At 56.2% G+C, this 20,425-nt stretch carries 17 protein-coding genes and 5 tRNA genes; 15 read left to right on the top strand and 7 right to left on the bottom strand.

From position 1 onward, the window contains the following. Positions 1 to 48: 48 nt before the first annotated feature. The 4 genes from SPH27_RS18185 to SPH27_RS18170 form a co-directional block, all read right to left on the bottom strand. The gene (locus SPH27_RS18185) at positions 49 to 987 is read right to left on the bottom strand and encodes a sugar kinase (protein WP_322435758.1); all 939 of its coding nucleotides are present in this window, start codon (positions 985 to 987) and stop codon (positions 49 to 51) included. A 3-nt stretch (positions 988 to 990) separates the two neighbouring features. Beyond that, the gene (locus SPH27_RS18180; RefSeq protein WP_045400220.1) at positions 991 to 1,740 is read right to left on the bottom strand and encodes a sugar phosphate isomerase/epimerase family protein; all 750 of its coding nucleotides are present in this window, start codon (positions 1,738 to 1,740) and stop codon (positions 991 to 993) included. A 103-nt stretch (positions 1,741 to 1,843) separates the two neighbouring features. Beyond that, complete coding sequence (locus SPH27_RS18175; protein WP_023309954.1) at positions 1,844 to 2,860, bottom strand: LacI family DNA-binding transcriptional regulator; 1,017 nt, start codon at positions 2,858 to 2,860, stop codon at positions 1,844 to 1,846. Between the two features lie 180 nt (positions 2,861 to 3,040). After that, entirely contained in the window at positions 3,041 to 3,703 is a 663-nt protein-coding gene (locus tag SPH27_RS18170; protein WP_024909080.1) for an OmpA family lipoprotein, read from the bottom strand. 211 nt (positions 3,704 to 3,914) lie between these two features. Between SPH27_RS18170 and SPH27_RS18165 the strand changes: the two genes are divergently transcribed. Next, entirely contained in the window at positions 3,915 to 6,194 is a 2,280-nt protein-coding gene (locus tag SPH27_RS18165) for a molybdopterin guanine dinucleotide-containing S/N-oxide reductase (protein ID WP_048980590.1), read from the top strand. Here the strand turns inward: SPH27_RS18165 and SPH27_RS18160 are convergent. Continuing rightward, positions 6,157 to 6,603: an N-acetyltransferase gene (locus tag SPH27_RS18160; RefSeq protein WP_032661790.1), complete on the bottom strand. Its 447-nt coding sequence runs from the start codon at positions 6,601 to 6,603 to the stop codon at positions 6,157 to 6,159. The genes SPH27_RS18165 and SPH27_RS18160 overlap by 38 nt on opposite strands. Next, positions 6,581 to 7,162 carry a DNA-3-methyladenine glycosylase I gene (gene tag, locus SPH27_RS18155; RefSeq protein WP_024909083.1) on the bottom strand — a complete coding sequence of 194 codons (582 nt, stop codon included), beginning with the start codon at positions 7,160 to 7,162 and terminating at the stop codon, positions 6,581 to 6,583. Before tag ends, SPH27_RS18160 begins: the two co-directional genes overlap by 23 nt. A 154-nt stretch (positions 7,163 to 7,316) precedes the next feature. Here tag and SPH27_RS18150 point away from each other — a divergent pair, with 154 nt between their 5' ends. The 9 genes from SPH27_RS18150 (at position 7,317) to dppF (ending at position 17,883) form a co-directional block, all read left to right on the top strand. After that, positions 7,317 to 8,015: an autotransporter domain-containing protein gene (locus SPH27_RS18150; protein ID WP_058841890.1), complete on the top strand. Its 699-nt coding sequence runs from the start codon at positions 7,317 to 7,319 to the stop codon at positions 8,013 to 8,015. Between the two features lie 238 nt (positions 8,016 to 8,253). Continuing rightward, complete coding sequence (locus SPH27_RS18145) at positions 8,254 to 9,456, top strand: MFS transporter (protein ID WP_207167908.1); 1,203 nt, start codon at positions 8,254 to 8,256, stop codon at positions 9,454 to 9,456. Between the two features lie 239 nt (positions 9,457 to 9,695). Continuing rightward, positions 9,696 to 11,390, top strand: a complete 1,695-nt coding sequence (gene eptB, locus SPH27_RS18140) for a kdo(2)-lipid A phosphoethanolamine 7''-transferase (RefSeq protein ID WP_039261186.1) — start codon at positions 9,696 to 9,698, stop codon at positions 11,388 to 11,390. Between the two features lie 91 nt (positions 11,391 to 11,481). After that, positions 11,482 to 11,558: transfer RNA gene (locus tag SPH27_RS18135), tRNA-Pro, on the top strand. A gap of 620 nt (positions 11,559 to 12,178) precedes the next feature. Further along, positions 12,179 to 13,786 (top strand): dipeptide ABC transporter periplasmic-binding protein DppA, encoded by a 1,608-nt coding sequence (dppA, locus tag SPH27_RS18130; RefSeq protein ID WP_039261188.1) that lies wholly within the window; start codon positions 12,179 to 12,181, stop codon positions 13,784 to 13,786. 161 nt (positions 13,787 to 13,947) lie between these two features. Continuing rightward, positions 13,948 to 14,967, top strand: a complete 1,020-nt coding sequence (gene dppB, locus SPH27_RS18125; RefSeq protein ID WP_023334097.1) for a dipeptide ABC transporter permease DppB — start codon at positions 13,948 to 13,950, stop codon at positions 14,965 to 14,967. Positions 14,968 to 14,976: 9 nt separating this feature from the next. Then, a complete protein-coding gene (gene dppC, locus SPH27_RS18120) occupies positions 14,977 to 15,879 on the top strand; it encodes a dipeptide ABC transporter permease DppC (protein ID WP_029742039.1) in 903 nt (300 codons plus the stop codon). 10 nt (positions 15,880 to 15,889) lie between these two features. Next, complete coding sequence (gene dppD, locus SPH27_RS18115) at positions 15,890 to 16,873, top strand: dipeptide ABC transporter ATP-binding protein (RefSeq protein ID WP_008502772.1); 984 nt, start codon at positions 15,890 to 15,892, stop codon at positions 16,871 to 16,873. Beyond that, on the top strand, positions 16,870 to 17,883 hold the full coding sequence (dppF, locus tag SPH27_RS18110; protein ID WP_023309965.1) for a dipeptide ABC transporter ATP-binding subunit DppF: 1,014 nt from the start codon (positions 16,870 to 16,872) through the stop codon (positions 17,881 to 17,883). The genes dppD and dppF overlap by 4 nt, the downstream gene beginning before the upstream one ends. Positions 17,884 to 17,927: 44 nt before the next feature. Here the strand turns inward: dppF and coaA are convergent, their stop codons facing one another. After that, on the bottom strand, positions 17,928 to 18,878 hold the full coding sequence (gene coaA / locus SPH27_RS18105; RefSeq protein ID WP_021242480.1) for a type I pantothenate kinase: 951 nt from the start codon (positions 18,876 to 18,878) through the stop codon (positions 17,928 to 17,930). Between the two features lie 317 nt (positions 18,879 to 19,195). On the opposite strand from coaA, the gene SPH27_RS18100 reads away from it, so the two are divergent. The 5 genes from SPH27_RS18100 to SPH27_RS18080 all read left to right on the top strand — a co-directional run. Then, positions 19,196 to 19,271, top strand: a tRNA-Thr gene (locus tag SPH27_RS18100). An 8-nt stretch (positions 19,272 to 19,279) separates the two neighbouring features. Next, positions 19,280 to 19,364, top strand: a tRNA-Tyr gene (locus SPH27_RS18095). 117 nt (positions 19,365 to 19,481) lie between these two features. Continuing rightward, a tRNA-Gly gene (locus SPH27_RS18090) sits at positions 19,482 to 19,556 on the top strand. Positions 19,557 to 19,562: 6 nt separating this feature from the next. Continuing rightward, positions 19,563 to 19,638, top strand: a tRNA-Thr gene (locus tag SPH27_RS18085). 118 nt (positions 19,639 to 19,756) lie between these two features. Next, positions 19,757 to 20,425, top strand: a 669-nt coding sequence (locus tag SPH27_RS18080) for a GTP-binding protein (protein WP_322435757.1), incomplete at its 3' end; no start/stop codon positions are given.

Here is a 20,425-nt window from a genome sequence, read left to right as displayed (position 1 = left end):
AGTCATCCCCTCGCCCCTCTGGGGAGAGGGTTAGGGTGAGGGGGATGTTTAGTCGTTAAGCTCTGCTCGCGTGGGTAATCCTTCGCCGTCGCCCTGCACCTGAATGGCCAGCGAGCCACTTTTGTTGCCTCGCGCCACGGCCTGCGGCAGCGTTTTGCCTTCCAGCAGGGCGCTAATCACGCCCACGGCAAAACCGTCGCCCGCGCCGACGGTGTCGACCACGTTCTCAACCTTGACCGCCGCGACCGCGCCCTGTTCGCCGTCGGCCGTCTTAAACCATGCGCCATCGGCGCCGGTCTTCAGCACCACCGCTTTTACCCCTTTATTCAGGTAGAAATCGGCAATGCCTTCCGGCGTGCTTTTACCGGTCAGGATCATCCCTTCTTTCAGGCCCGGCAGAACCCAGTCCGCTCTGAACGCCAGACGGTTGAGCTTCTCGACCATTTCCGCTTCGCTTTTCCACAGCACCGGGCGCAGGTTCGGATCGAAAGAGATCGTTTTTCCCTGGGCTTTCAGAGTGGCTGCCGCGTGATCCAGCAGTTCATACGAGCTGGCGGACAGCGCTGCCGCCACGCCGCTGAGGTGCAGATGGCGCGCGGAGGCGAAATAGTCGGCGTGGTAATCCGCCACTGAGAGGTGGCTTGCGGCCGATCCCTTACGGAAATACTCCACGATGGGATCGGTTCCATTTTCGACCTTTGATTTAAGCTGAAAGCCGGTAGGGAAGCGTCCGTCGAGGGTGACGCCTGCGGCATCAATCCCCTCTTTTTTCAGCGAGTCGAGAACGAAATGGCCAAAGCTGTCGTCCCCCACGCGGCTGACCCAGCCCACATTCAGGCCGAGACGCGCCAGGCCGGTCGCGACGTTCAGCTCTGCGCCCGCCACACGCTTGATAAAGTGCTCCACCGCGCTCAGCTCGCCCGTTTCAGTGGCGACAAACATCGCCATGGCCTCGCCGATGGTGATGACATCCAGCGTCTTGTGCATGGTTTACTCCTCGCGCAGCAGGTTGACGTAATGGCGGGTAACGGCGGTTAAATCCGTCCCTTCCAGCGGGAACTCGATACCGCGCGGGGCATCGGCAGGCAGCTGGCCGAGCAGATCCAGCCAGCGCGCATCAGCGTGGTCCGGCGCCACGGCGCGGAAGTTATCTTTATGCGGCACGGCGGCTTTCACGTGGATATAGCTCACCGCAGGGGCAAGGTGACGCGCGGCCTCTTCGGGGGAATCACCGACCCACAGCCAGTTGCCCATGTCGAAGGTCAGCGTGACGGGCAATGCCATTTCCCGACAGGCGGCCTGGAAGCGCTGCATCGGCGCGAGCTGTCCGCAGTCGGTCTGATCGTTCTCCACGACCAGCGCCATGCCGCTTGCGTTCAGCAGGGTACGCAGGGCGTCGAGAGGCTGCGCGTCGCGGAAATGGCCCAGGGAAACCTTCAGCCACAGGGCGTTCAGGGTGCTGGCCTCAGAGAGATAGCGGGTCAGATCCGGGTTGAGGGTGCCGTCGGGCATAAACAGGGCGGCGGGGGCGGAGTAGCACGCCAGCAGGCCGAGCAGCTCAATGGATTCTCCCAGCGCAGGCAGCGTCAGCAGCTCTTCGCTGCTGAACAGTTCCCGGCGGATCTCCACGCCGTCTGCCCCTGCGCCTGCAATAACGGGAAGCATCGCCCGCTGACCGCCTGCCTGTCGCACCTGTTCCGCACCGTACGCGGCGGTGACCACCATAATTTTCCTGCCCATCTTCGGACTCCATCGCAACATATCAATACTATTACGCTAGATGGAACCGGTTCCAAAGAAAAGGTCAGGATGTTGAATTTATGATCGGTATCACAAGGGAAAATTAACGCGCCGTGGAGCCGCGAACGATCAGCTCGCCGGAGAAGACCTGCTCGCGAACGGCATCGCTGGTGCCTTCAATACGACGAACCACTTGTTCAACAGCAGCATAGCCAATCTGCCAGGTGGGCTGTTTGAGGGTCGTAATGCCGACGCCCGCCAGTTCCGCCCACTCCAGTTCATCAAACCCCAGCAGACCGATATCGCTGCCCCAGTGCAGGCCAATGCGCTTAAGCGAGCGGGCGACCTGAAGCGTCAGCGCCCCGTTTGCGGAGATAACGGCTTTGCGCATCCCGCGATGGCGCGTGTGGAACTGGCGCAGGGTGTTGTCGAGCTGGTCGGCTTCGTGAAGCGGCGTTTCGGCATTTTCGGCGATCACGCCGGGATATCGCTCCAGCGTGGTGCGAAATGCGCTCAGGCGCTCGCGACGGGTATTGACCATCCCTAACGGTTCACTCAGAAACAGAATCGCCTCGAAGCCCTGTTCGATCAGATGTTCGGTGGCGGTAGTAGCGGCCTGGGTGTTATCCAGCCCGACCACATCGCAGGCAAATTCCGGGATTTTACGGTCGATGAGGACCATGGGCAGGGAGGATTGCTGCAGGCGATTTAAACCCTCTTCCCGCATGCCCACCGCGTTAACCACAATCCCTTCGACCTGGTAGCTGCGCAGCAGATCGAGGTAATGCAGCTCCTGGTCGACTTCGTTGTTGGTATTACAGACCAGCGGCGTGAAGCCCTTCTCGCGACAGGCGGCTTCAATACCGCTGAGGACGTTAACGGAATAGGGGTTGGTGATATCGGCGATGATAAGCCCGATAAGGCGGGTGCGGCCGCGTTTGAGCCCGCGCGCCATGAGGCTGGGACGGTAGTCGAGATCGGCAATGGCCTGTTCAATACGCGCCAGCAATGCGTCGGACAGCAGGTGTTTCTCGCCGTTAAGGTAGCGCGAAATGCTGGTTTTACCGGTTTTAGCGGCTTTCGCCACGTCGCTAATGGTGGCCCGGGCTGGTTTGCTCATCGCTGATTTCCCTGAATTTAGTGAGAATACCTTAACGGGAAAATCAGACGAATCAAGTAATTTGCCCGGTGGCGCTGCGCTTACCGGAGGGTGCGGTCTGGTGCCCTCACCCCAACCCTCTCCCACGGGATAGGGTGCAACCACTAAAAACGGCAACGAGCGTTGCCGTTTTGCTTTTACCTACTGAATTGGGCTTAACGTAATCTCAACGCGGCGGTTCTGCGCTTTGCCTTCCGCCGTGCTGTTGCTGGCGATAGGGTTGGCAGGGCCCATGCCGCTGGTGCGGATGCGGTTGGCTTCAACGCCCTGGGTAATCAGCGAGCTGGCTACGGCATCGGCGCGCTGCTGGGACAGACGCATGTTCAGATCCTGGCTGCCGGTGCTGTCGGTGTAGCCCATCACGTTCACGGCGGTCTTGTTGTACTCTTTCAGCACCATCGCCACGCCGGTGAGCGTGTTCGCGCCCGCGGGTTTCAGCGTCGCGCTGCTGCTGTCGAAGGTCACGTTGTTCGGCATATTCAGGATGATGTTATCGCCGCTGCGCGTCACGCTCACGCCGGTTCCCTTCATTTTGTCGCGCAGCTTCGCTTCCTGCACGTCCATGTAATAGCCGACGCCGCCACCCAGTGCCGCGCCCGCCGCTGCGCCAATCAGCGCGCCTTTACCGCGGTCTTTCTTGGAGGAGGAGAGCGCCCCCACGCCTGCGCCGACCAGCGAGCCGATACCCGCGCCAATGCCGGATTTACCCGCTTCACGCTCACCGGTGTAAGGGTTAGTTGTGCAGCCAGAAACAGCCAGTGCACCGCTCACCAGAGCGGCAATAACGAGTACGCGTTTTTTCATCTTCTTTCCTTAATCCTTTTTATTCTTTGCCACGGCGAGCGTGGCAGTTGATTATGACGTCCAGATACGGAGAAAATTCCGGGTATAACTCTGAAATTTGTGACAAACCATAAACTGCCTCAGAAAGAAGGCCGTAAACCTGCACGCAACCAGGAGCGCACGCTTGAGCACCTCAACGAAAACCATTCTGACCGCCGCCCACTGGGGGCCGATGCTGGTCGAAACCGATGGCGAAAATGTTCTGTCGTCCCGCGGGGCACTGCCAACCCAACATCCCAACTCGTTACAGACCGTCGTTCGCGATCAGGTGCATAGCAAAACGCGCGTGCGCTGGCCGATGGTGCGTAAAGGTTTTCTGGCCTCGCCGGATAAGCCACAGGGGATCCGCGGTCAGGATGAGTTTGTTCGCGTGAGCTGGGATGACGCGCTGGCGCTGATCCACGCCCAGCATAAGCGCATTCGCGACAGCTACGGTCCGTCGTCCATTTTTGCCGGCTCCTACGGCTGGCGTTCTAACGGCGTGCTGCACAAGGCCTCGACGCTGCTGCAGCGCTACATGAGCCTGGCGGGAGGCTATACCGGCCATCTCGGGGATTACTCCACCGGCGCGGCGCAGGCGATCATGCCGTACGTCGTAGGGGGGAACGAAGTGTACCAGCAGCAGACCAGCTGGCCGCTGGTGCTGGCGCATACCGACGTGGTAGTGCTCTGGAGCGCCAACCCGCTCAATACGCTGAAAATTGCCTGGAATGCCAGCGACGAGCAGGGGATTGGGTATTTCGACGCGCTGCGCAAAAGCGGCAAGCGCATCATCTGCATTGACCCAATGCGCTCTGAAACTATGGATTTCTTCGGCGACAGCGCCGAGTGGATTGCCCCCCATATGGGCACCGACGTGGCGATGATGCTGGGGATCGCCCATACGCTGGTAGAAAACGGCTGGCACGATGTTGAATTCCTGACGCGCTGTACCACCGGCTTCGATAAATTCGCCGACTACCTGACGGGCCAATCCGATGGGGTGGCGAAAACGGCAGCGTGGGCGGCAGATATTTGCGGCGTACCTGCGGAGAAAATCCGCGAACTGGCGGCGTTGTTCCATAAAAATACCACGATGTTAATGTCCGGCTGGGGAATGCAGCGTCAGCAGTTTGGCGAGCAAAAACACTGGATGCTGGTAACGCTTGCCGCAATGCTTGGGCAGATCGGCACGCCGGGCGGAGGTTTTGGTCTCTCCTATCACTTTGCAAACGGCGGTAACCCGACGCGTAAAGCGGCGGTGCTGGCGTCTCTGCAAGGCTCGGTGCAGGGCGGCGTCGATGCCGTGGATAAAATACCGGTGGCGCGTATTGTTGAAGCCCTGGAAAACCCGGGCGGTTTCTATCAGCACAACGGTCTGGACCGCCACTTCCCGGACATTAAATTTGTCTGGTGGGCGGGCGGGTCGAACTTCACGCACCATCAGGATACCAACCGCCTGATCCGCGCCTGGCAGAAGCCGGAGCTGGTGGTGATTTCCGAGTGCTTCTGGACCGGCTCGGCTAAGCATGCAGATATTGTCCTGCCAGCGACCACCTCGTTTGAGCGTAACGATCTCACTATGACCGGCGACTACAGCAACCAGCATATGGTCCCGATGAAGCGCGTAGTGGCCCCGCGAGACGAAGCGCGTGATGATTTTGACGTGTTTGCTGAACTGAGCGAGCTGTGGGAAGCGGGCGGTCGCGAGCGTTTTACCGAAGGGAAAAGCGATCTGCAATGGCTGGAAACCTTCTACCAGATTGCCGGCCAGCGCGGCGCGGCGCAGGGCGTGACGCTTCCGCCATTTGCCGAATTCTGGGAAGCGAACCAGATCGTCGAGATGCCGGAGAGCGAACAGAACGCGAAGTTTGTCCGTTTTGCCGATTTCCGCCGCGACCCGGAGAGCCACCCGCTGAAAACCGAGAGCGGAAAGATCGTGATCTATAGCGAGCGCATCGCCAGCTTTGGCTATGCTGATTGCCCGCCACACCCTATGTGGCTCGAGCCGGACGAGTGGCACGGCAACGCCCAGCCGGAACAGCTGCAGGTGTTGTCTGCGCATCCCGCGCACCGTCTGCACAGCCAGCTTAACTATACGTCTCTGCGCGAGCAGTATGCGGTCGCCGGGCGAGAGCCGGTCACGCTGAATACCCTCGATGCGAAAGCCCGGGGGATCGCGGACGGCGACGTGGTGCGCGTCTGGAACTCGCGCGGGCAGGTGCTGGCAGGGGCGGTGGTGAGCGACGGAATTAAACCGGGCGTGATCTGCATTCATCAGGGCGCATGGCCCGACCTTGAGCCCGCCGAGGGAGGGATCTGTAAAAACGGGGCGGTTAACGTGCTGACCAAAGATCTCCCCAGCTCGAAGCTGGGGAACGGTTGCGCAGGGAACACGGCGCTGGCCTGGGTAGAAAAATATCAGGGACCCGAGCTTACCTTAACGGCGTTTGATCCGCCTGCCAGCTCATGATCCACGTCGGGTGCTGGGTATCATCCTGCCAGGCGCTGTCTTCAATGCGAAAGCCCTGAGCATGGTAGAAATTCACCGCCCGCACATTTTTCTGATATACCTCCAGGGTTAAATGCGGGAAGCGCTGCTGAACATGGTTCAGCAGCGCGCGCCCGATGCCTTTCCCGATGCATGACGGTGCGACAAACAGCGCGCCGACAAACTGAGACTGCATCACGCTGATAAATCCGTATGGCTCGCCATCCTGTTCCCAGACCCAGGTTTCCGCCGACGGCAGGTAAACGTCCCGCACCATGGCCTCGTTCTCTTTCCAGTAACCCGGCTCGATAAACGGATGCGCTTCCGTGGTGCTTTCAAGCCAGAGGCTCAGAAGCGGCGCGGTATTCTCACTTTGCCATTTGCGGATCATGATGGCCTCCCGGATGACAGAAGCAGCCGGTAACGTGGTCGTTGACCAGGCCACAGGCCTGCATAAAGGCGTAGCAGATGGTGGAACCGACAAACTTAAAGCCGCGTTTTTTCAGGGCCTTCGAGAGCGCATCCGAGGCCGGGGTAGAGGCCGGGATTTCCGCGAGCGTGGCGGCTTGGGTGACCTGCGGATCGTTGTTCACAAACGTCCAGACAAAATCTGAGAACGATTCGCCGTTTTGTTCCATCGCCAGGTAAGCGCGTGCGTTGCCGATGATGGCCTGGATCTTACCGCGATGGCGGATGATGCCGGCGTCCTGCACCAGCCGTTCCACATCCTCATCAGTCATGGCGGCGACGGCGACAGGATCGAACTGGTGGAAGGCGTTACGGTAGTTTTCGCGTTTCTTCAGTACCGTAATCCATGACAACCCCGCCTGCTGGCCCTCCAGGCAGATCATCTCAAAGAGTTTTTTGCCATCCGTTTCCGGCACGCCCCATTCCCGATCGTGATAGTCGATATAAAGCTGATCCTGGCTCACCCAACCGCAACGTTCCATCCGTCATCTCCCTTATTGATACTGATTTCGCAAAATTTTCATTCTGACTGGCTTGACGTGTTTACTATAAAGACAATAGTTAATACAAGGGCTATAAGCTCTTCCTGAATAACGACAAATATCGCCGAATTCGGCTCTCTCTGGGGTCGCGTTGATGATGATAAAAAAAATCAGTGGTCGCCATGCTGCTTCTGGCCTGGTGGGAATTTCAGCCTGCCTGTTCTTTTGTAATACAGCGTCTGCCTGGCAACAGGAATATATCGTTTCAGACGCCCAAAATAATACGGCGGAACGCTATACATGGGACGCGGATCACCAACCGCGTTATGAGGATATTCTTGCTGAGCGTATTCAGTCTTCGCAAAACGCGCCGGGTCTTGCCCTGAATATACCGTCTGGCAGCACGACGGAGGGGGCGATGAGCGTGGGCTGGAATTTTCCGGTTTCAGCGCGTATCACCACCGGTCCGGTAGTGGCGTGGCGGTACGACGGCACGGCTCCCATGATGATCAACGAGTTTGGTGATAGCGCGTCGACGCAGGCACTCACCGACCCGCTCTGGCATGCCAGCGTCAGCACGCTGGGGTGGCGCGTGAATACCCAGTATGGCGATCTCCGTCCGTGGGCGCAGATTAGCTATAACCAGCAGTTTGGTGAAAACCAGTGGAAATCGCAGTTTGGCATGCCGCAAACGCCAGCCCCTGCCCAAAACGGTAGCTGGATGGACGTCACCGTGGGAACGGATATTCCTTTTAATACGCACGTGGCGGCCTATGCGTCGCTGGCTCAGGGGGAGCACACCACCACCGGTGAGGAGTTTTTATACACCCTAGGCGTTAGCGCAAATTTCTAGAGTTGTTACTTTTTTAAACGTTACGATAACATCTCGAATACAACAACCACGGGCTTTACAGCGATAGCGGGTACTAACACGCTGTCGCTTTATTCCCGGGCCAGGCCATTCATTCCCGATTCCAGGCATTTCATTCCGTTCCGCCTGCATTTCATGCCGTTTTACCCCAGGCGTATTAAGGTTTTGTTTATCGTTGTCCTCAGCGAACTTCCTTAATTTCTCTTGCAGGACAACTGCCATGAACACATCAACTTATAACCGCACGCGCTGGCTTACGCTCTTTGGCACCATTGTCACCCAGTTTGCGCTGGGGTCGGTCTATACCTGGAGCCTGTTTAACAGCGCGCTTTCCGATAAACTCGGCGCGCCGGTCAGCCAGGTCGCGTTCTCCTTTGGTTTGCTGAGCCTGGGTCTGGCGATTTCGTCTTCCGTCGCGGGCAAGCTGCAGGAGCGTTTTGGGGTGAAGCGTGTGACCATGGCGTCCGGCATTCTGCTGGGTTTAGGCTTTTTCCTGACGGCGCACTCCAGCAACCTGATGATGCTGTGGCTGAGCGCCGGCGTGCTGGTGGGTCTGGCCGATGGCGCAGGTTACCTGCTGACCCTGTCGAACTGCGTGAAGTGGTTCCCGGAGCGTAAAGGCTTAATCTCCGCGTTCGCCATCGGTTCCTATGGCCTGGGCAGCCTCGGGTTCAAATTTATCGACTCCCATCTGCTGGCGTCCGTTGGCCTCGAAAACACCTTTATGATCTGGGGCGCAATCGTGCTGGTGATGATTCTGTTCGGCGCCACGCTGATGACCGATGCGCCGCAGCAGGAGGTCAAATCCGTTAACGGCGTGGTGGAGAACGACTTCACCCTCGCGCAGTCCATGCGTAAACCGCAGTACTGGATGCTGGCGGTGATGTTCCTGACGGCCTGCATGAGCGGACTGTATGTCATCGGCGTGGCGAAGGATATCGCGCAGGGGATGGTGAAGCTGGATGCGGTCACGGCGGCGAATGCGGTGACGGTCATCTCCATAGCCAACCTCTCCGGTCGCCTGGTGCTCGGCATTCTGTCTGACAAAATTGCCCGCATCCGTGTGATTACGATTGGGCAGGTGGTTTCGCTGGTCGGTATGGCGGCGCTGCTGTTCGCTCCGCTGAATGAAGCCACCTTCTTTGCGGCGATTGCCTGCGTGGCCTTTAACTTCGGCGGCACGATTACCGTCTTCCCGTCACTGGTGAGCGAGTTCTTTGGGCTGAACAATCTGGCGAAAAACTACGGCGTTATCTATCTTGGCTTCGGGATCGGCAGCATCTGCGGCTCGCTGATTGCCTCTCTGTTCGGTGGGTTCTACGTGACCTTCTGCGTCATATTTGCCCTGCTGATTATCTCGCTGGCGCTCTCGACCACGATTCGCCAGCCGCAGCGTGAAGTATTCAAAGAAGCGCACGCGTAAGCAGTATGAAAGAGGCCTCTGTGGCCTCTTTTTTCTTTATGCGAGAGGCTTCCCGTCTCGATAATTTGTAAAAATTTACACCGATCACACTCTCTGCTGCCACTTTTCTCTCCCGCTGTGGTCTACTTATCGCGCTTGTAGACGTTTCTAATAACGCTTCCTTACGCATTTACGTACTCTGTCCGCTTTCTCTTTGAGATTCGTCGGGTTTTTATACCCCTTCCCCCAGGGTTGTTTGCATGAAATACATTAGGTCTCTTACCCAGCAAAGATTGTGTCTGATGCTGGCTGTCTATATCGGATTATTTCTGAATGGCGCGGTACTGTTCAGAAGAGTGGAAGGTTATTTTGAACACCTTACCGTGAGTAATGGTATTTTTGCCGCCATTGAAGTGTTCGGCTCCGTCCTCGCTACCTTCTTCCTCTTACGCCTGCTGTCCCTTTTTGGCCGACGTACCTGGCAAATTTTGGCCTCGCTGGTGGTGATTATTTCCGCCGCCGCAAGCTATTACATGACCTTTATGAACGTGGTCATTGGGTACGGTATCGTTGCCTCGGTGATGACCACGGATATCGATCTCTCGAAAGAGGTGGTAGGGAAAGGCTTTATCGTCTGGACAGTTTTAACCTGTCTGATACCGCTGTTCTTTATCTGGAACAATACGTGCCGCTATACACTGTTACGCCAGCTGCGCACGCGTGGACAGCGGATCCGCAATATCGTCGTTGTCCTGCTGGCCGGACTGCTGGTATGGGCGCCAATCCGCCTGATGGAAACGCAGCAAAAACGCGTCGAAAAAGCGACGGGCGTGGATATGCCAAGCTATGGCGGCGTGGTGGCAAACTCCTATTTGCCGTCTAACTGGCTGTCAGCGTTAGGTTTGTATGCCTGGGCGCAGGCGGACGAATCCAGTGATGTGAAATCGCTGATCAATCCAACGAAAAAATTCACCTACCAGCCGCCAGCCGACGGGATTGATGATACGTACGTCGTCTTCGTCATCGGCGAAACGACGCGCTGGGATCATATGGGTATTCTCGGCTATAACCGGGACACCACGCCAAAGCTGGCGCAGGAGAAAAACCTGGTGGCTTACCGTGGCTACTCCTGCGATACCGCAACCAAGCTCTCGCTGCGCTGTATGTTTGTGCGTGAAGGCGGTGCAAGCGATAACCCGCAACGCACGCTGAAAGAGCAGAACGTGTTTGCCGTGCTGAAGCAGCTTGGGTTTAGCTCTGACCTGTTCGCGATGCAAAGTGAGATGTGGTTCTACACCAACACCCTTGCAGATAACATCGCGTACCGCGAGCAGATTGGCGCCGAGCCGCGTAACCGCGGTAAAAACGTCGACGACATGCTGCTGCTGGAAGAGATGTCGCAGTCCCTCAAGAACCATCCGCAGGGTAAGCATCTGGTTATTCTGCATACCAAAGGGTCGCATTACAGCTATTACCAGCGCTACACGCGTGATTTTGCGAAGTGGCAGCCTGAGTGCGTGGGCATTAATAAAGACTGCAGCAAGCAGGAGCTGATCAACGCCTACGATAACTCGGTGCTGTACGTGGATACCTTCCTGAGCCGGGTGATCGACCAGCTGCGCGATAAAAAAGCGATTGTGATTTACGCAGCAGACCACGGTGAATCCATCAATGAGAAAGAGCACCTGCACGGTACGCCGCGCAAGCTGGCACCGCCGGAGCAGTTCCGCGTGCCGATGATCATGTGGATGTCGGATAAGTATCTTGAAAATCCGGAGAAGGCGAAGATGTTTGCTCAGCTGAAAAAAGAGGCGGAGATGAAGGTGCCGCGCCGTCACGTTGAGCTGTACGACACCATTATGGGTTGTCTCGGCTATACCTCACCGAATGGTGGGATTAACGAAAACAACAACTGGTGTAAACTCCCTGATAACAGCGTAAAAGCCGCGCAGTAGCTGCCCTGGCGAGAATATCGCCAGTTGAATGGCTTTTTGAAAATAAGGGATTGACGGGGGCGCACCTCAGCAGTAAGATGCGCTCCGCATTCGGCGAGTAGCGCAGCTTGGTAGCGCAACTGGTTTGGGACCAGTGGGTCGGAGGTTCGAATCCTCTCTCGCCGACCACATTCTGAAAAGGGCTAACCGCAAGGTTAGCCCTTTTTGCATTATGATCTTATCCCGTCAGAGTATCCAAAACGCCCCTTAGGCCTGCTTCTCCCTGCCTGTTAACGATTTTGTGACATAATCCATTGTATTTTTTTATATATAGATTGATCTTTTTTCGCGTTGCTTATGGATAACCTCAGCATTTTTCGCTGTGCGTTTTAACGTTCGCGGTATTTAGTGCTCAGATAATCACCATTCTGCAAGAAAATTTACCCATTCTGAATAAAAGTTAATCACTGATTGTTGCGAAATATGAAGAGACTTGTGCTGCAAGATAGCGAGTAGCATAAATTTCCCTGCTGAAAACTGGCATGCATAGTTTTTTTAATCTTTGTTTGCGGTTTCTCACACTCAGCGTAAATCCCCGTCACCTGTATTGACGTTTTCACATTCTGTTGACAGATTGTAGGGCATGAGGGGCATTTCAGGGACGATCTGCGCTGCAACTCAAACGCTCTTCTGAAAGGATTCTCCATCCCTTTAAAGCCTTCGGGCATCACCGACCGGACCGGGTAAAAAATAAATAAAGGTCTGGCGGCGTAACACAACAAAGCAAAACATCACATTGGAGCAGAATAATGAGTATTTCCTTGAAGAAGTCAGGGATGCTGAAGCTTGGTCTGAGCCTGGTGGCTATGACCGTGGCAGCAAGCGTACAGGCAAAAACCCTGGTTTACTGTTCTGAAGGCTCGCCGGAAGGCTTTAACCCACAGCTCTTTACCTCTGGTACGACTTACGACGCAAGCTCTGTACCGATCTATAACCGTCTGGTTGAATTCAAAACCGGTACCACGGAAGTGATTCCGGGTCTGGCCGAGAAGTGGGACGTCAGCGAAGACGGTAAAACCTATACCTTCCACCTGCGCCAGGGCGTGAAGTGGCAGGACAGCAAAGAATTCAAACCAACGCGCGACTTTAACGCCGACGACGTTGTGTTCTCCTTCGACCGTCAGAAAAACGCTCAGAACCCGTACCACAAAGTGTCTGGCGGCAGCTATGAATACTTCGAAGGGATGGGTCTGCCAGACCTGATCGCTGAAGTGAAAAAAGTGGACGATAAAACGGTTCAGTTCGTGCTGACGCGTCCGGAAGCGCCATTCCTGGCTGACCTGGCCATGGACTTCGCTTCAATTCTGTCCAAAGAGTACGCGGACAACATGCTGAAAGCCGGTACGCCGGAAAAAGTCGACCTGAACCCAATCGGTACCGGTCCATTCCAGCTGCTGCAGTACCAGAAAGACTCCCGCATTCTGTACAAAGCGTTCGAAGGCTTCTGGGGCACCAAGCCGCAGATCGACCGTCTGGTCTTCTCCATCACGCCTGATGCGTCAGTGCGTTATGCAAAACTGCAGAAAAACGAATGCCAGGTGATGCCGTACCCGAACCCGGCTGACATCGCCCGCATGAAGCAGGACAAGAACATCAACCTGCTGGAGCAGGCTGGCCTGAACGTGGGCTATCTCTCCTTCAACACCGAGAAGAAACCGTTTGATGACGTGAAAGTGCGTCAGGCGCTGACCTACGCTGTGAACAAAGAAGCGATCATCAAAGCGGTTTACCAGGGCGCTGGCGTTGCTGCCAAAAACCTGATCCCACCAACCATGTGGGGCTATAACGACGACGTTAAAGACTACACCTACGATCCTGAGAAAGCGAAAGCGCTGCTGAAAGAAGCGGGCCAGGATAAAGGCTTTACCGTTGAGCTGTGGGCGATGCCGGTACAGCGTCCGTACAACCCGAACGCACGCCGTATGGCGGAAATGGTTCAGGCTGACTGGGCTAAAGTTGGCGTTCAGGCCAAGATTGTGACCTACGAGTGGGGCGAGTACCTGAAGCGCGCCAAAGCGGGTGAGCACCAGGCGGTAATGATGGGCTGGACCGGTGATAACGGGGATCCGGACAACTTCTTCGCCACCCTGTTCAGCTGCGCGGCGGCGAAAGACGGTTCTAACTACTCTCGCTGGTGCTACAAGCCGTTTGAAGACCTGATCCAGCCGGCGCGTGCGACCGACGATCACAACAAACGTATTGAACTGTACAAGCAGGCTCAGGTTGTTATGCACGATCAGGCTCCGGCGCTGATTGTTGCTCACTCCACCGTGTACGAGCCAGTGCGTAAAGAAGTGAAGGGCTACGTGGTTGATCCACTGGGCAAACACCACTTCGAAAACGTATCTGTTGAATAATAAGTAGGGTGTTCTCCCTCTCCCTCCGGGAGAGGGCAGGGGTGAGGGGATGCATGCACGCCCTTCACCCTAACCCTCTCCCGCTGGGAGAGGGAATTTACATTTGTGAGCAATACAGACGTCACGCCACTGGTCGTGCGTCATCAGAGAGAATCCGGGTTATGTTGCAGTTCATCCTCCGACGTCTGGGACTTGTTATCCCCACGTTTATCGGTATCACCCTTCTCACTTTTGCCTTCGTCCATATGATCCCCGGCGACCCGGTAATGATTATGGCGGGCGAGCGTGGTATTTCCCCTGAGCGCCATGCACAGCTGCTGGCGGAACTCGGTCTCGATAAGCCGATGTGGCAGCAGTACCTCCACTATATATGGGGCGTGTTGCACGGTGATTTAGGGATTTCGCTGAAAAGCCGTCTTCCGGTGTGGGACGAGTTCGTGCCGCGTTTTAAAGCGACGCTGGAGCTTGGCGTCTGCGCTATGATTTTCGCCACTGCGGTGGGTATTCCTGTTGGGGTACTGGCTGCCGTCAAGCGTGGCTCTATTTTTGACCACACCGCCGTGGGCCTGGCGCTGACCGGCTACTCCATGCCTATCTTCTGGTGGGGCATGATGCTGATCATGCTGGTATCGGTGCAGCTTAACCTGACACCGGTCTCCGGGCGCGTCAGCGATATGGTCTTCCTTGATGACTCCAACCCGCTCACCGGATTTATGCTGATCGATACGGCTATCTGGGGCGAAGAGGGCAACTTCATTGATGCCGTGGCGCACATGATCCTGCCTGCCATGGTGCTGGGCACTATTCCTCTGGCGGTGATCGTGCGAATGACCCGTTCATCGATGCTGGAAGTGCTGGGTGAGGATTATATCCGCACCGCGCGCGCAAAGGGCCTGACGCGTATGCGCGTCATCATCGTCCATGCGCTGCGTAATGCCATGCTGCCGGTGGTGACCGTTATCGGCCTCCAGGTGGGTACGTTGCTGGCGGGGGCGATCCTGACCGAAACCATCTTCTCCTGGCCGGGCCTTGGACGCTGGCTGATTGACGCGCTGCAACGCCGTGACTATCCGGTTGTGCAGGGCGGTGTACTGCTGGTCGCGACGATGATTATCCTCGTCAACCTGCTGGTCGATTTGCTGTACGGCGTGGTGAACCCGCGTATTCGTCATAAGAAGTAAGGGACCATCATGTCACAAGTCACTCAAAATAAAGTGGTCGCTGCACCGGTTCCTATGACGCCGCTGCAGGAATTCTGGCACTACTTCAAGCGCAATAAAGGCGCGGTGGTAGGGCTGGTGTATGTCGTAATCATGATCCTGATTGCGGTGTTTGCGAACTTCCTCGCACCGTATAACCCGGCGGACCAGTTCCGCGATGCGCTGCTCGCGCCGCCTGCGTGGCAGGATGGCGGTAGCCTGACGCACCTGCTGGGTACCGATGACGTGGGCCGCGACGTGCTGTCGCGTCTGATGTACGGCGCGCGCCTGTCGCTGCTGGTCGGCTGTCTCGTTGTTGTGCTGTCGCTGATCATGGGCGTTGTACTCGGCCTGGTTGCCGGTTACTTCGGCGGCATCGTTGATAACATCATCATGCGTATCGTCGATATCATGCTGGCGCTGCCAAGCCTGCTGCTGGCGCTGGTGCTGGTGGCAATCTTCGGCCCGTCGATAGGCAATGCCGCGCTGGCATTGACCTTCGTGGCGCTCCCTCACTACGTGCGTTTAACCCGTGCGGCGGTACTGGTGGAAGTGAACCGCGATTACGTCACGGCCTCTCGCGTGGCGGGTGCCGGTGCGATGCGCCAGATGTTCGTGAATATCTTCCCTAACTGCCTGGCGCCGCTGATTGTTCAGGCGTCGCTCGGTTTCTCTAACGCCATTCTTGATATGGCCGCTCTTGGCTTCCTGGGCATGGGTGCGCAGCCGCCAACACCGGAGTGGGGCACCATGCTCTCCGACGTGTTGCAGTTCGCACAAAGCGCCTGGTGGGTTGTCACCTTCCCGGGTCTGGCAATTCTGCTGACGGTGCTGGCATTTAACCTGATGGGTGATGGCCTGCGTGATGCGCTTGATCCCAAACTGAAGCAGTAAGAGGCACGAGATGGCGTTATTAAATGTAGATAAATTATCGGTGCACTTCGGCGACGAAGGCACCCCGTTTCGCGCCGTGGACCGCATCAGCTACAGCGTAAATCAGGGCGAAGTGGTTGGCATTGTCGGGGAGTCCGGTTCCGGTAAGTCAGTGAGCTCACTGGCGATCATGGGGCTGATTGATTACCCGGGCCGCGTGATGGCGGAAAACCTGCAGTTCAACGGTCAGGATCTGAAGCGCATTTCTGAAAAACAGCGCCGCCAGCTGGTGGGCGCCGAAGTGGCGATGATTTTCCAGGATCCCATGACCAGCCTGAACCCCTGCTACACCGTTGGTTTCCAGATTATGGAAGCGATTAAGGTGCATCAGGGCGGGAATAAGAAAACCCGTCGTCAGCGGGCGATCGACCTGCTGAACCAGGTGGGTATTCCGGACCCGGCATCGCGTCTGGACGTTTACCCGCATCAGCTCTCAGGTGGGATGAGCCAGCGCGTGATGATCGCGATGGCGATTGCCTGTCGACCAAAACTGCTGATTGCGGATGAACCGACGACGGCGCTGGATGTGACCATTCAGGCGCAAATCATCGAACTGCTGCTGGAGCTGCAGCAGAAAGAGAATATGGCGCTGGTGCTGATTACGCATGATCTGGCGCTGGTGGCCGAAGCCGCGCACAAAATCATCGTGATGTATGCCGGTCAGGTGGTCGAAACCGGAAATTCACACGATATTTTCCGCGCGCCGCGTCACCCGTATACCCAGGCGCTTTTACGCGCGCTGCCGGAGTTTGCCCAGGACAAAGCGCGTCTGGCGTCGCTGCCGGGTGTGGTACCGGGTAAATATGACCGTCCGCAGGGCTGTCTGCTCAATCCGCGCTGTCCGTATGCGACGGACAAATGCCGGGCAGAAGAGCCAGAGCTTAACCAGCTTGCTGACGGTCGTCAGTCGAAATGCCACTACCCACTCGATGATGCCGGGAGGCCAACACTATGAGTACGCAACAGGCCACCACGCAACAGCCGCTGTTGCAGGCCATCGATCTGAAAAAATACTACCCGGTGAAGAAGGGGCTGTTTGCCCCTGAACGCCTGGTGAAAGCGCTGGACGGCGTCTCTTTTAACCTCGAACGCGGCAAAACGCTGGCGGTGGTGGGGGAGTCAGGCTGCGGTAAATCCACGCTGGGCCGTCTGCTGACGATGATTGAAGTGCCGACCGGCGGGGAGCTCTACTATCAGGGGCAGGACCTGCTCAAGCACGATCCGCAGGCGCAGAAGCTGCGTCGCCAGAAAATCCAGATTGTGTTCCAGAACCCCTATGGTTCTTTGAACCCGCGTAAAAAAGTCGGGCAGATTCTGGAAGAGCCGCTGCTGATCAACAGTAATCTGAGCAAAGAGCAGCGCCGTGAAAAAGCGCTTGCGATGATGGCGAAGGTCGGCCTCAAAACCGAGCATTATGACCGCTATCCGCACATGTTCTCCGGCGGCCAGCGTCAGCGTATCGCTATCGCGCGCGGGCTGATGCTCGATCCGGACGTGGTGATTGCCGATGAGCCGGTCTCCGCGCTCGACGTATCCGTGCGTGCGCAGGTGCTGAACCTGATGATGGATCTCCAGCAGGAGCTGGGGCTGTCTTACGTGTTCATCTCCCACGACCTGTCGGTGGTGGAGCATATTGCTGATGAAGTGATGGTGATGTACCTGGGGCGCTGCGTGGAGAAGGGAACTAAAGACCAGATCTTTAATAACCCTCGTCACCCGTATACCCAGGCGCTGCTCTCTGCAACGCCGCGTCTGAACCCGGACGATCGTCGTGAGCGTATTAAGCTGACGGGTGAGCTGCCAAGCCCGCTGAATCCGCCTCCGGGATGTGCATTCAACGCCCGCTGCAGTCGCCGCTTTGGTCCGTGCACCCAGCTCCAGCCGCAGCTGAAGGATTATGGCGGCCAGCTGGTTGCCTGCTTCGCGGTCGATCAGGATGAAAATGGCGAGAAGCCACAGGCATAACGAAAAAAACCGGCGCTAGGCCGGTTTTTTTTATGTCTGCTCGATTATTTCCGCAGGCGAATCTGGTCGACGGCGTGCTTCTCGCTCTTGGTGAGGATCAGGCTTGCACGCTCGCGCGTCGGCAGGATGTTCTCTTTGAGGTTCACGTAGTTGATCTCATTCCACAGCCCCGTCGCCACGTTGATCGCTTCTTCTTCAGAAAGCTGGGCATAGTGGTGGAAATAGGAATCCGGGTCAGTGAACGCCCCTTCGCGAAACTTCAGGAAACGGTTGATGTACCAGTTTTGCAGCAGGTCTTCCGGCGCATCGACATAAATAGAGAAATCGACGAAGTCCGAGACGAATACGTGATGCGGGTCGTGAGGATAGTCCATCCCGCTTTGCAGCACGTTCAGACCTTCCAGAATCAGGATGTCCGGCTGGACCACGGTTTTATCCCCACCCGGGATGCGATCGTAGATCAGGTGCGAATAGACTGGCGCAGTCACGTGCGGCACGCCGGATTTCAGGTCAGAGACAAATTTCACCAGACGGTGCATATCATAAGAAAGCGGGAAACCTTTCTTCTTCATTAGCCCACGTTCTTTTAACACCTCGTTCGGGTGCAGGAAGCCGTCGGTGGTGATCAGCTCCACGCTGCGGTGTTCCGGCCAGCGGCTCAACAGCGCCTGCAGGACGCGCGCGGTGGTACTTTTACCCACGGCCACGCTGCCTGCGATACTAATGATATAAGGAATGCGTTGACCGTTCGTCCCGAGAAACTGCTCCAGCACGGCCTGACGACGCAGGTTCGAGCTGATATAGAAGTTAAGCAAGCGAGAGAGGGGGAGATAAATTTCTGCCACCTCTTCCAGGGACAGATCTTCGTTTATCCCTTTTAACCGTGCGATTTCACCTTCCGTCAGCGTCATAGGGACGGAATCACGCAGGGCAGCCCACTGGCTGCGGTTAAAGTGAAGATAAGGCGTCATTAACGTTTGCTCTTTTTTGCTCATAAGCATGCTTCAGTGAGCCAGCATCACACTGCCGGATCGTGGCTCATCACACAGTTAATTTTGGACAATGGGCAGGAGGTTAACACCAGATGACGGGAATAATAAGAAAAAAGATGGAAAGCGCTGCGTAACGCGGAAGCCGTCACGCTACGGTGAATACGGTGCAAATCACGATGATATGTTGAATATTTAACCTCAAATGACTACTTTTACAGCGTCCGATACGCTGTTCGCATAAAATGTGAGCGAAAGAACGTTTTATGCAAATTTTTAGTTGCATGACCGCGCAGGTATCCATAGAATGCGCGCTACTTGATGCCGACTTAGCTCAGTAGGTAGAGCAACTGACTTGTAATCAGTAGGTCACCAGTTCGATTCCGGTAGTCGGCACCATCAAGTCCGGTGGGGTTCCCGAGCGGCCAAAGGGAGCAGACTGTAAATCTGCCGTCACAGACTTCGAAGGTTCGAATCCTTCCCCCACCACCACTTTCTGGCAGCGTAAATGCCGCCGGAGCTGGTTGGAAAAATTAGCCAGCTCAAACTGAAAAAGAGAGAAATCTCTTTTTTTGTTACAGAAAGAACTGGGTAGCCGAGTTTCAGGATGCGGGCATCGTATAATGGCTATTACCTCAGCCTTCCAAGCTGATGATGCGGGTTCGATTCCCGCTGCCCGCTCCAATACGTGCTGATATGGCTCAGTTGGTAGAGCGCACCCTTGGTAAGGGTGAGGTCCCCAGTTCGACTCTGGGTATCAGCACCACTTCACTTCTCCTTCCCGTTTCTCTCTGTTTCAATTTTACTGTATTCAACAATTCAGGCATTTCGCCTGGTTGATGTGGTGATATCACCGATTTATCCGTGTCTTAGAGGGACAATCGATGTCTAAAGAAAAGTTTGAACGTACAAAACCGCACGTTAACGTCGGTACTATCGGCCACGTTGACCATGGTAAAACAACGCTGACCGCTGCAATCACTACCGTTCTGGCAAAAACCTACGGTGGTTCTGCTCGTGCATTCGACCAGATCGATAACGCACCAGAAGAAAAAGCTCGTGGTATCACCATCAACACCTCTCACGTTGAGTACGACACCCCGACTCGCCACTACGCACACGTAGACTGCCCAGGCCACGCCGACTATGTTAAAAACATGATCACCGGTGCTGCGCAGATGGACGGCGCGATCCTGGTTGTTGCTGCGACTGACGGCCCAATGCCTCAGACTCGTGAGCACATCCTGCTGGGTCGTCAGGTAGGCGTTCCTTTCATCATCGTGTTCCTGAACAAATGCGACATGGTTGATGACGAAGAGCTGCTGGAACTGGTAGAGATGGAAGTTCGTGAACTGCTGTCTCAGTACGATTTCCCGGGCGACGATACCCCAATCGTTCGTGGTTCTGCTCTGAAAGCGCTGGAAGGCGACGCAGAGTGGGAAGCGAAAATCATCGAACTGGCTGGCTTCCTGGATTCTTACATCCCAGAACCAGAGCGTGCGATTGACAAGCCATTCCTGCTGCCAATCGAAGACGTATTCTCCATCTCCGGT

The organism is Enterobacter sp. A103 (assembly GCF_034427535.1).
Classification (GTDB): Bacteria; Pseudomonadota; Gammaproteobacteria; order Enterobacterales; family Enterobacteriaceae; genus Enterobacter; species Enterobacter asburiae_B.
The sequence above is the reverse complement of the archived record's forward strand: the minus strand, read 5'-3'. Positions and strand labels throughout refer to the sequence as shown.

Bases quoted from the DNA above. Each gene is read 5' to 3' on its own strand.
- dppC (WP_029742039.1), top strand. From the start codon at position 14,977: ATGTCACAAGTCACTCAAAATAAAGTGGTCGCTGCACCGGTTCCTATG.
- SPH27_RS18150 (WP_058841890.1), top strand. From the start codon at position 7,317: ATGATGATAAAAAAAATCAGTGGTCGCCATGCTGCTTCTGGCCTGGTG.
- SPH27_RS18160 (WP_032661790.1), bottom strand. From the start codon at position 6,603: ATGATCCGCAAATGGCAAAGTGAGAATACCGCGCCGCTTCTGAGCCTC.
- dppD (WP_008502772.1), top strand. From the start codon at position 15,890: ATGGCGTTATTAAATGTAGATAAATTATCGGTGCACTTCGGCGACGAA.
- SPH27_RS18145 (WP_207167908.1), top strand. From the start codon at position 8,254: ATGAACACATCAACTTATAACCGCACGCGCTGGCTTACGCTCTTTGGC.
- SPH27_RS18170 (WP_024909080.1), bottom strand. From the start codon at position 3,703: ATGAAAAAACGCGTACTCGTTATTGCCGCTCTGGTGAGCGGTGCACTG.
- SPH27_RS18180 (WP_045400220.1), bottom strand. From the start codon at position 1,740: ATGGGCAGGAAAATTATGGTGGTCACCGCCGCGTACGGTGCGGAACAG.
- SPH27_RS18185 (WP_322435758.1), bottom strand. From the start codon at position 987: ATGCACAAGACGCTGGATGTCATCACCATCGGCGAGGCCATGGCGATG.
- eptB (WP_039261186.1), top strand. From the start codon at position 9,696: ATGAAATACATTAGGTCTCTTACCCAGCAAAGATTGTGTCTGATGCTG.
- dppA (WP_039261188.1), top strand. From the start codon at position 12,179: ATGAGTATTTCCTTGAAGAAGTCAGGGATGCTGAAGCTTGGTCTGAGC.
- tag (WP_024909083.1), bottom strand. From the start codon at position 7,162: ATGGAACGTTGCGGTTGGGTGAGCCAGGATCAGCTTTATATCGACTAT.
- coaA (WP_021242480.1), bottom strand. From the start codon at position 18,878: ATGAGCAAAAAAGAGCAAACGTTAATGACGCCTTATCTTCACTTTAAC.
- SPH27_RS18175 (WP_023309954.1), bottom strand. From the start codon at position 2,860: ATGAGCAAACCAGCCCGGGCCACCATTAGCGACGTGGCGAAAGCCGCT.
- SPH27_RS18165 (WP_048980590.1), top strand. From the start codon at position 3,915: ATGCTGGTCGAAACCGATGGCGAAAATGTTCTGTCGTCCCGCGGGGCA.
- dppF (WP_023309965.1), top strand. From the start codon at position 16,870: ATGAGTACGCAACAGGCCACCACGCAACAGCCGCTGTTGCAGGCCATC.
- dppB (WP_023334097.1), top strand. From the start codon at position 13,948: ATGTTGCAGTTCATCCTCCGACGTCTGGGACTTGTTATCCCCACGTTT.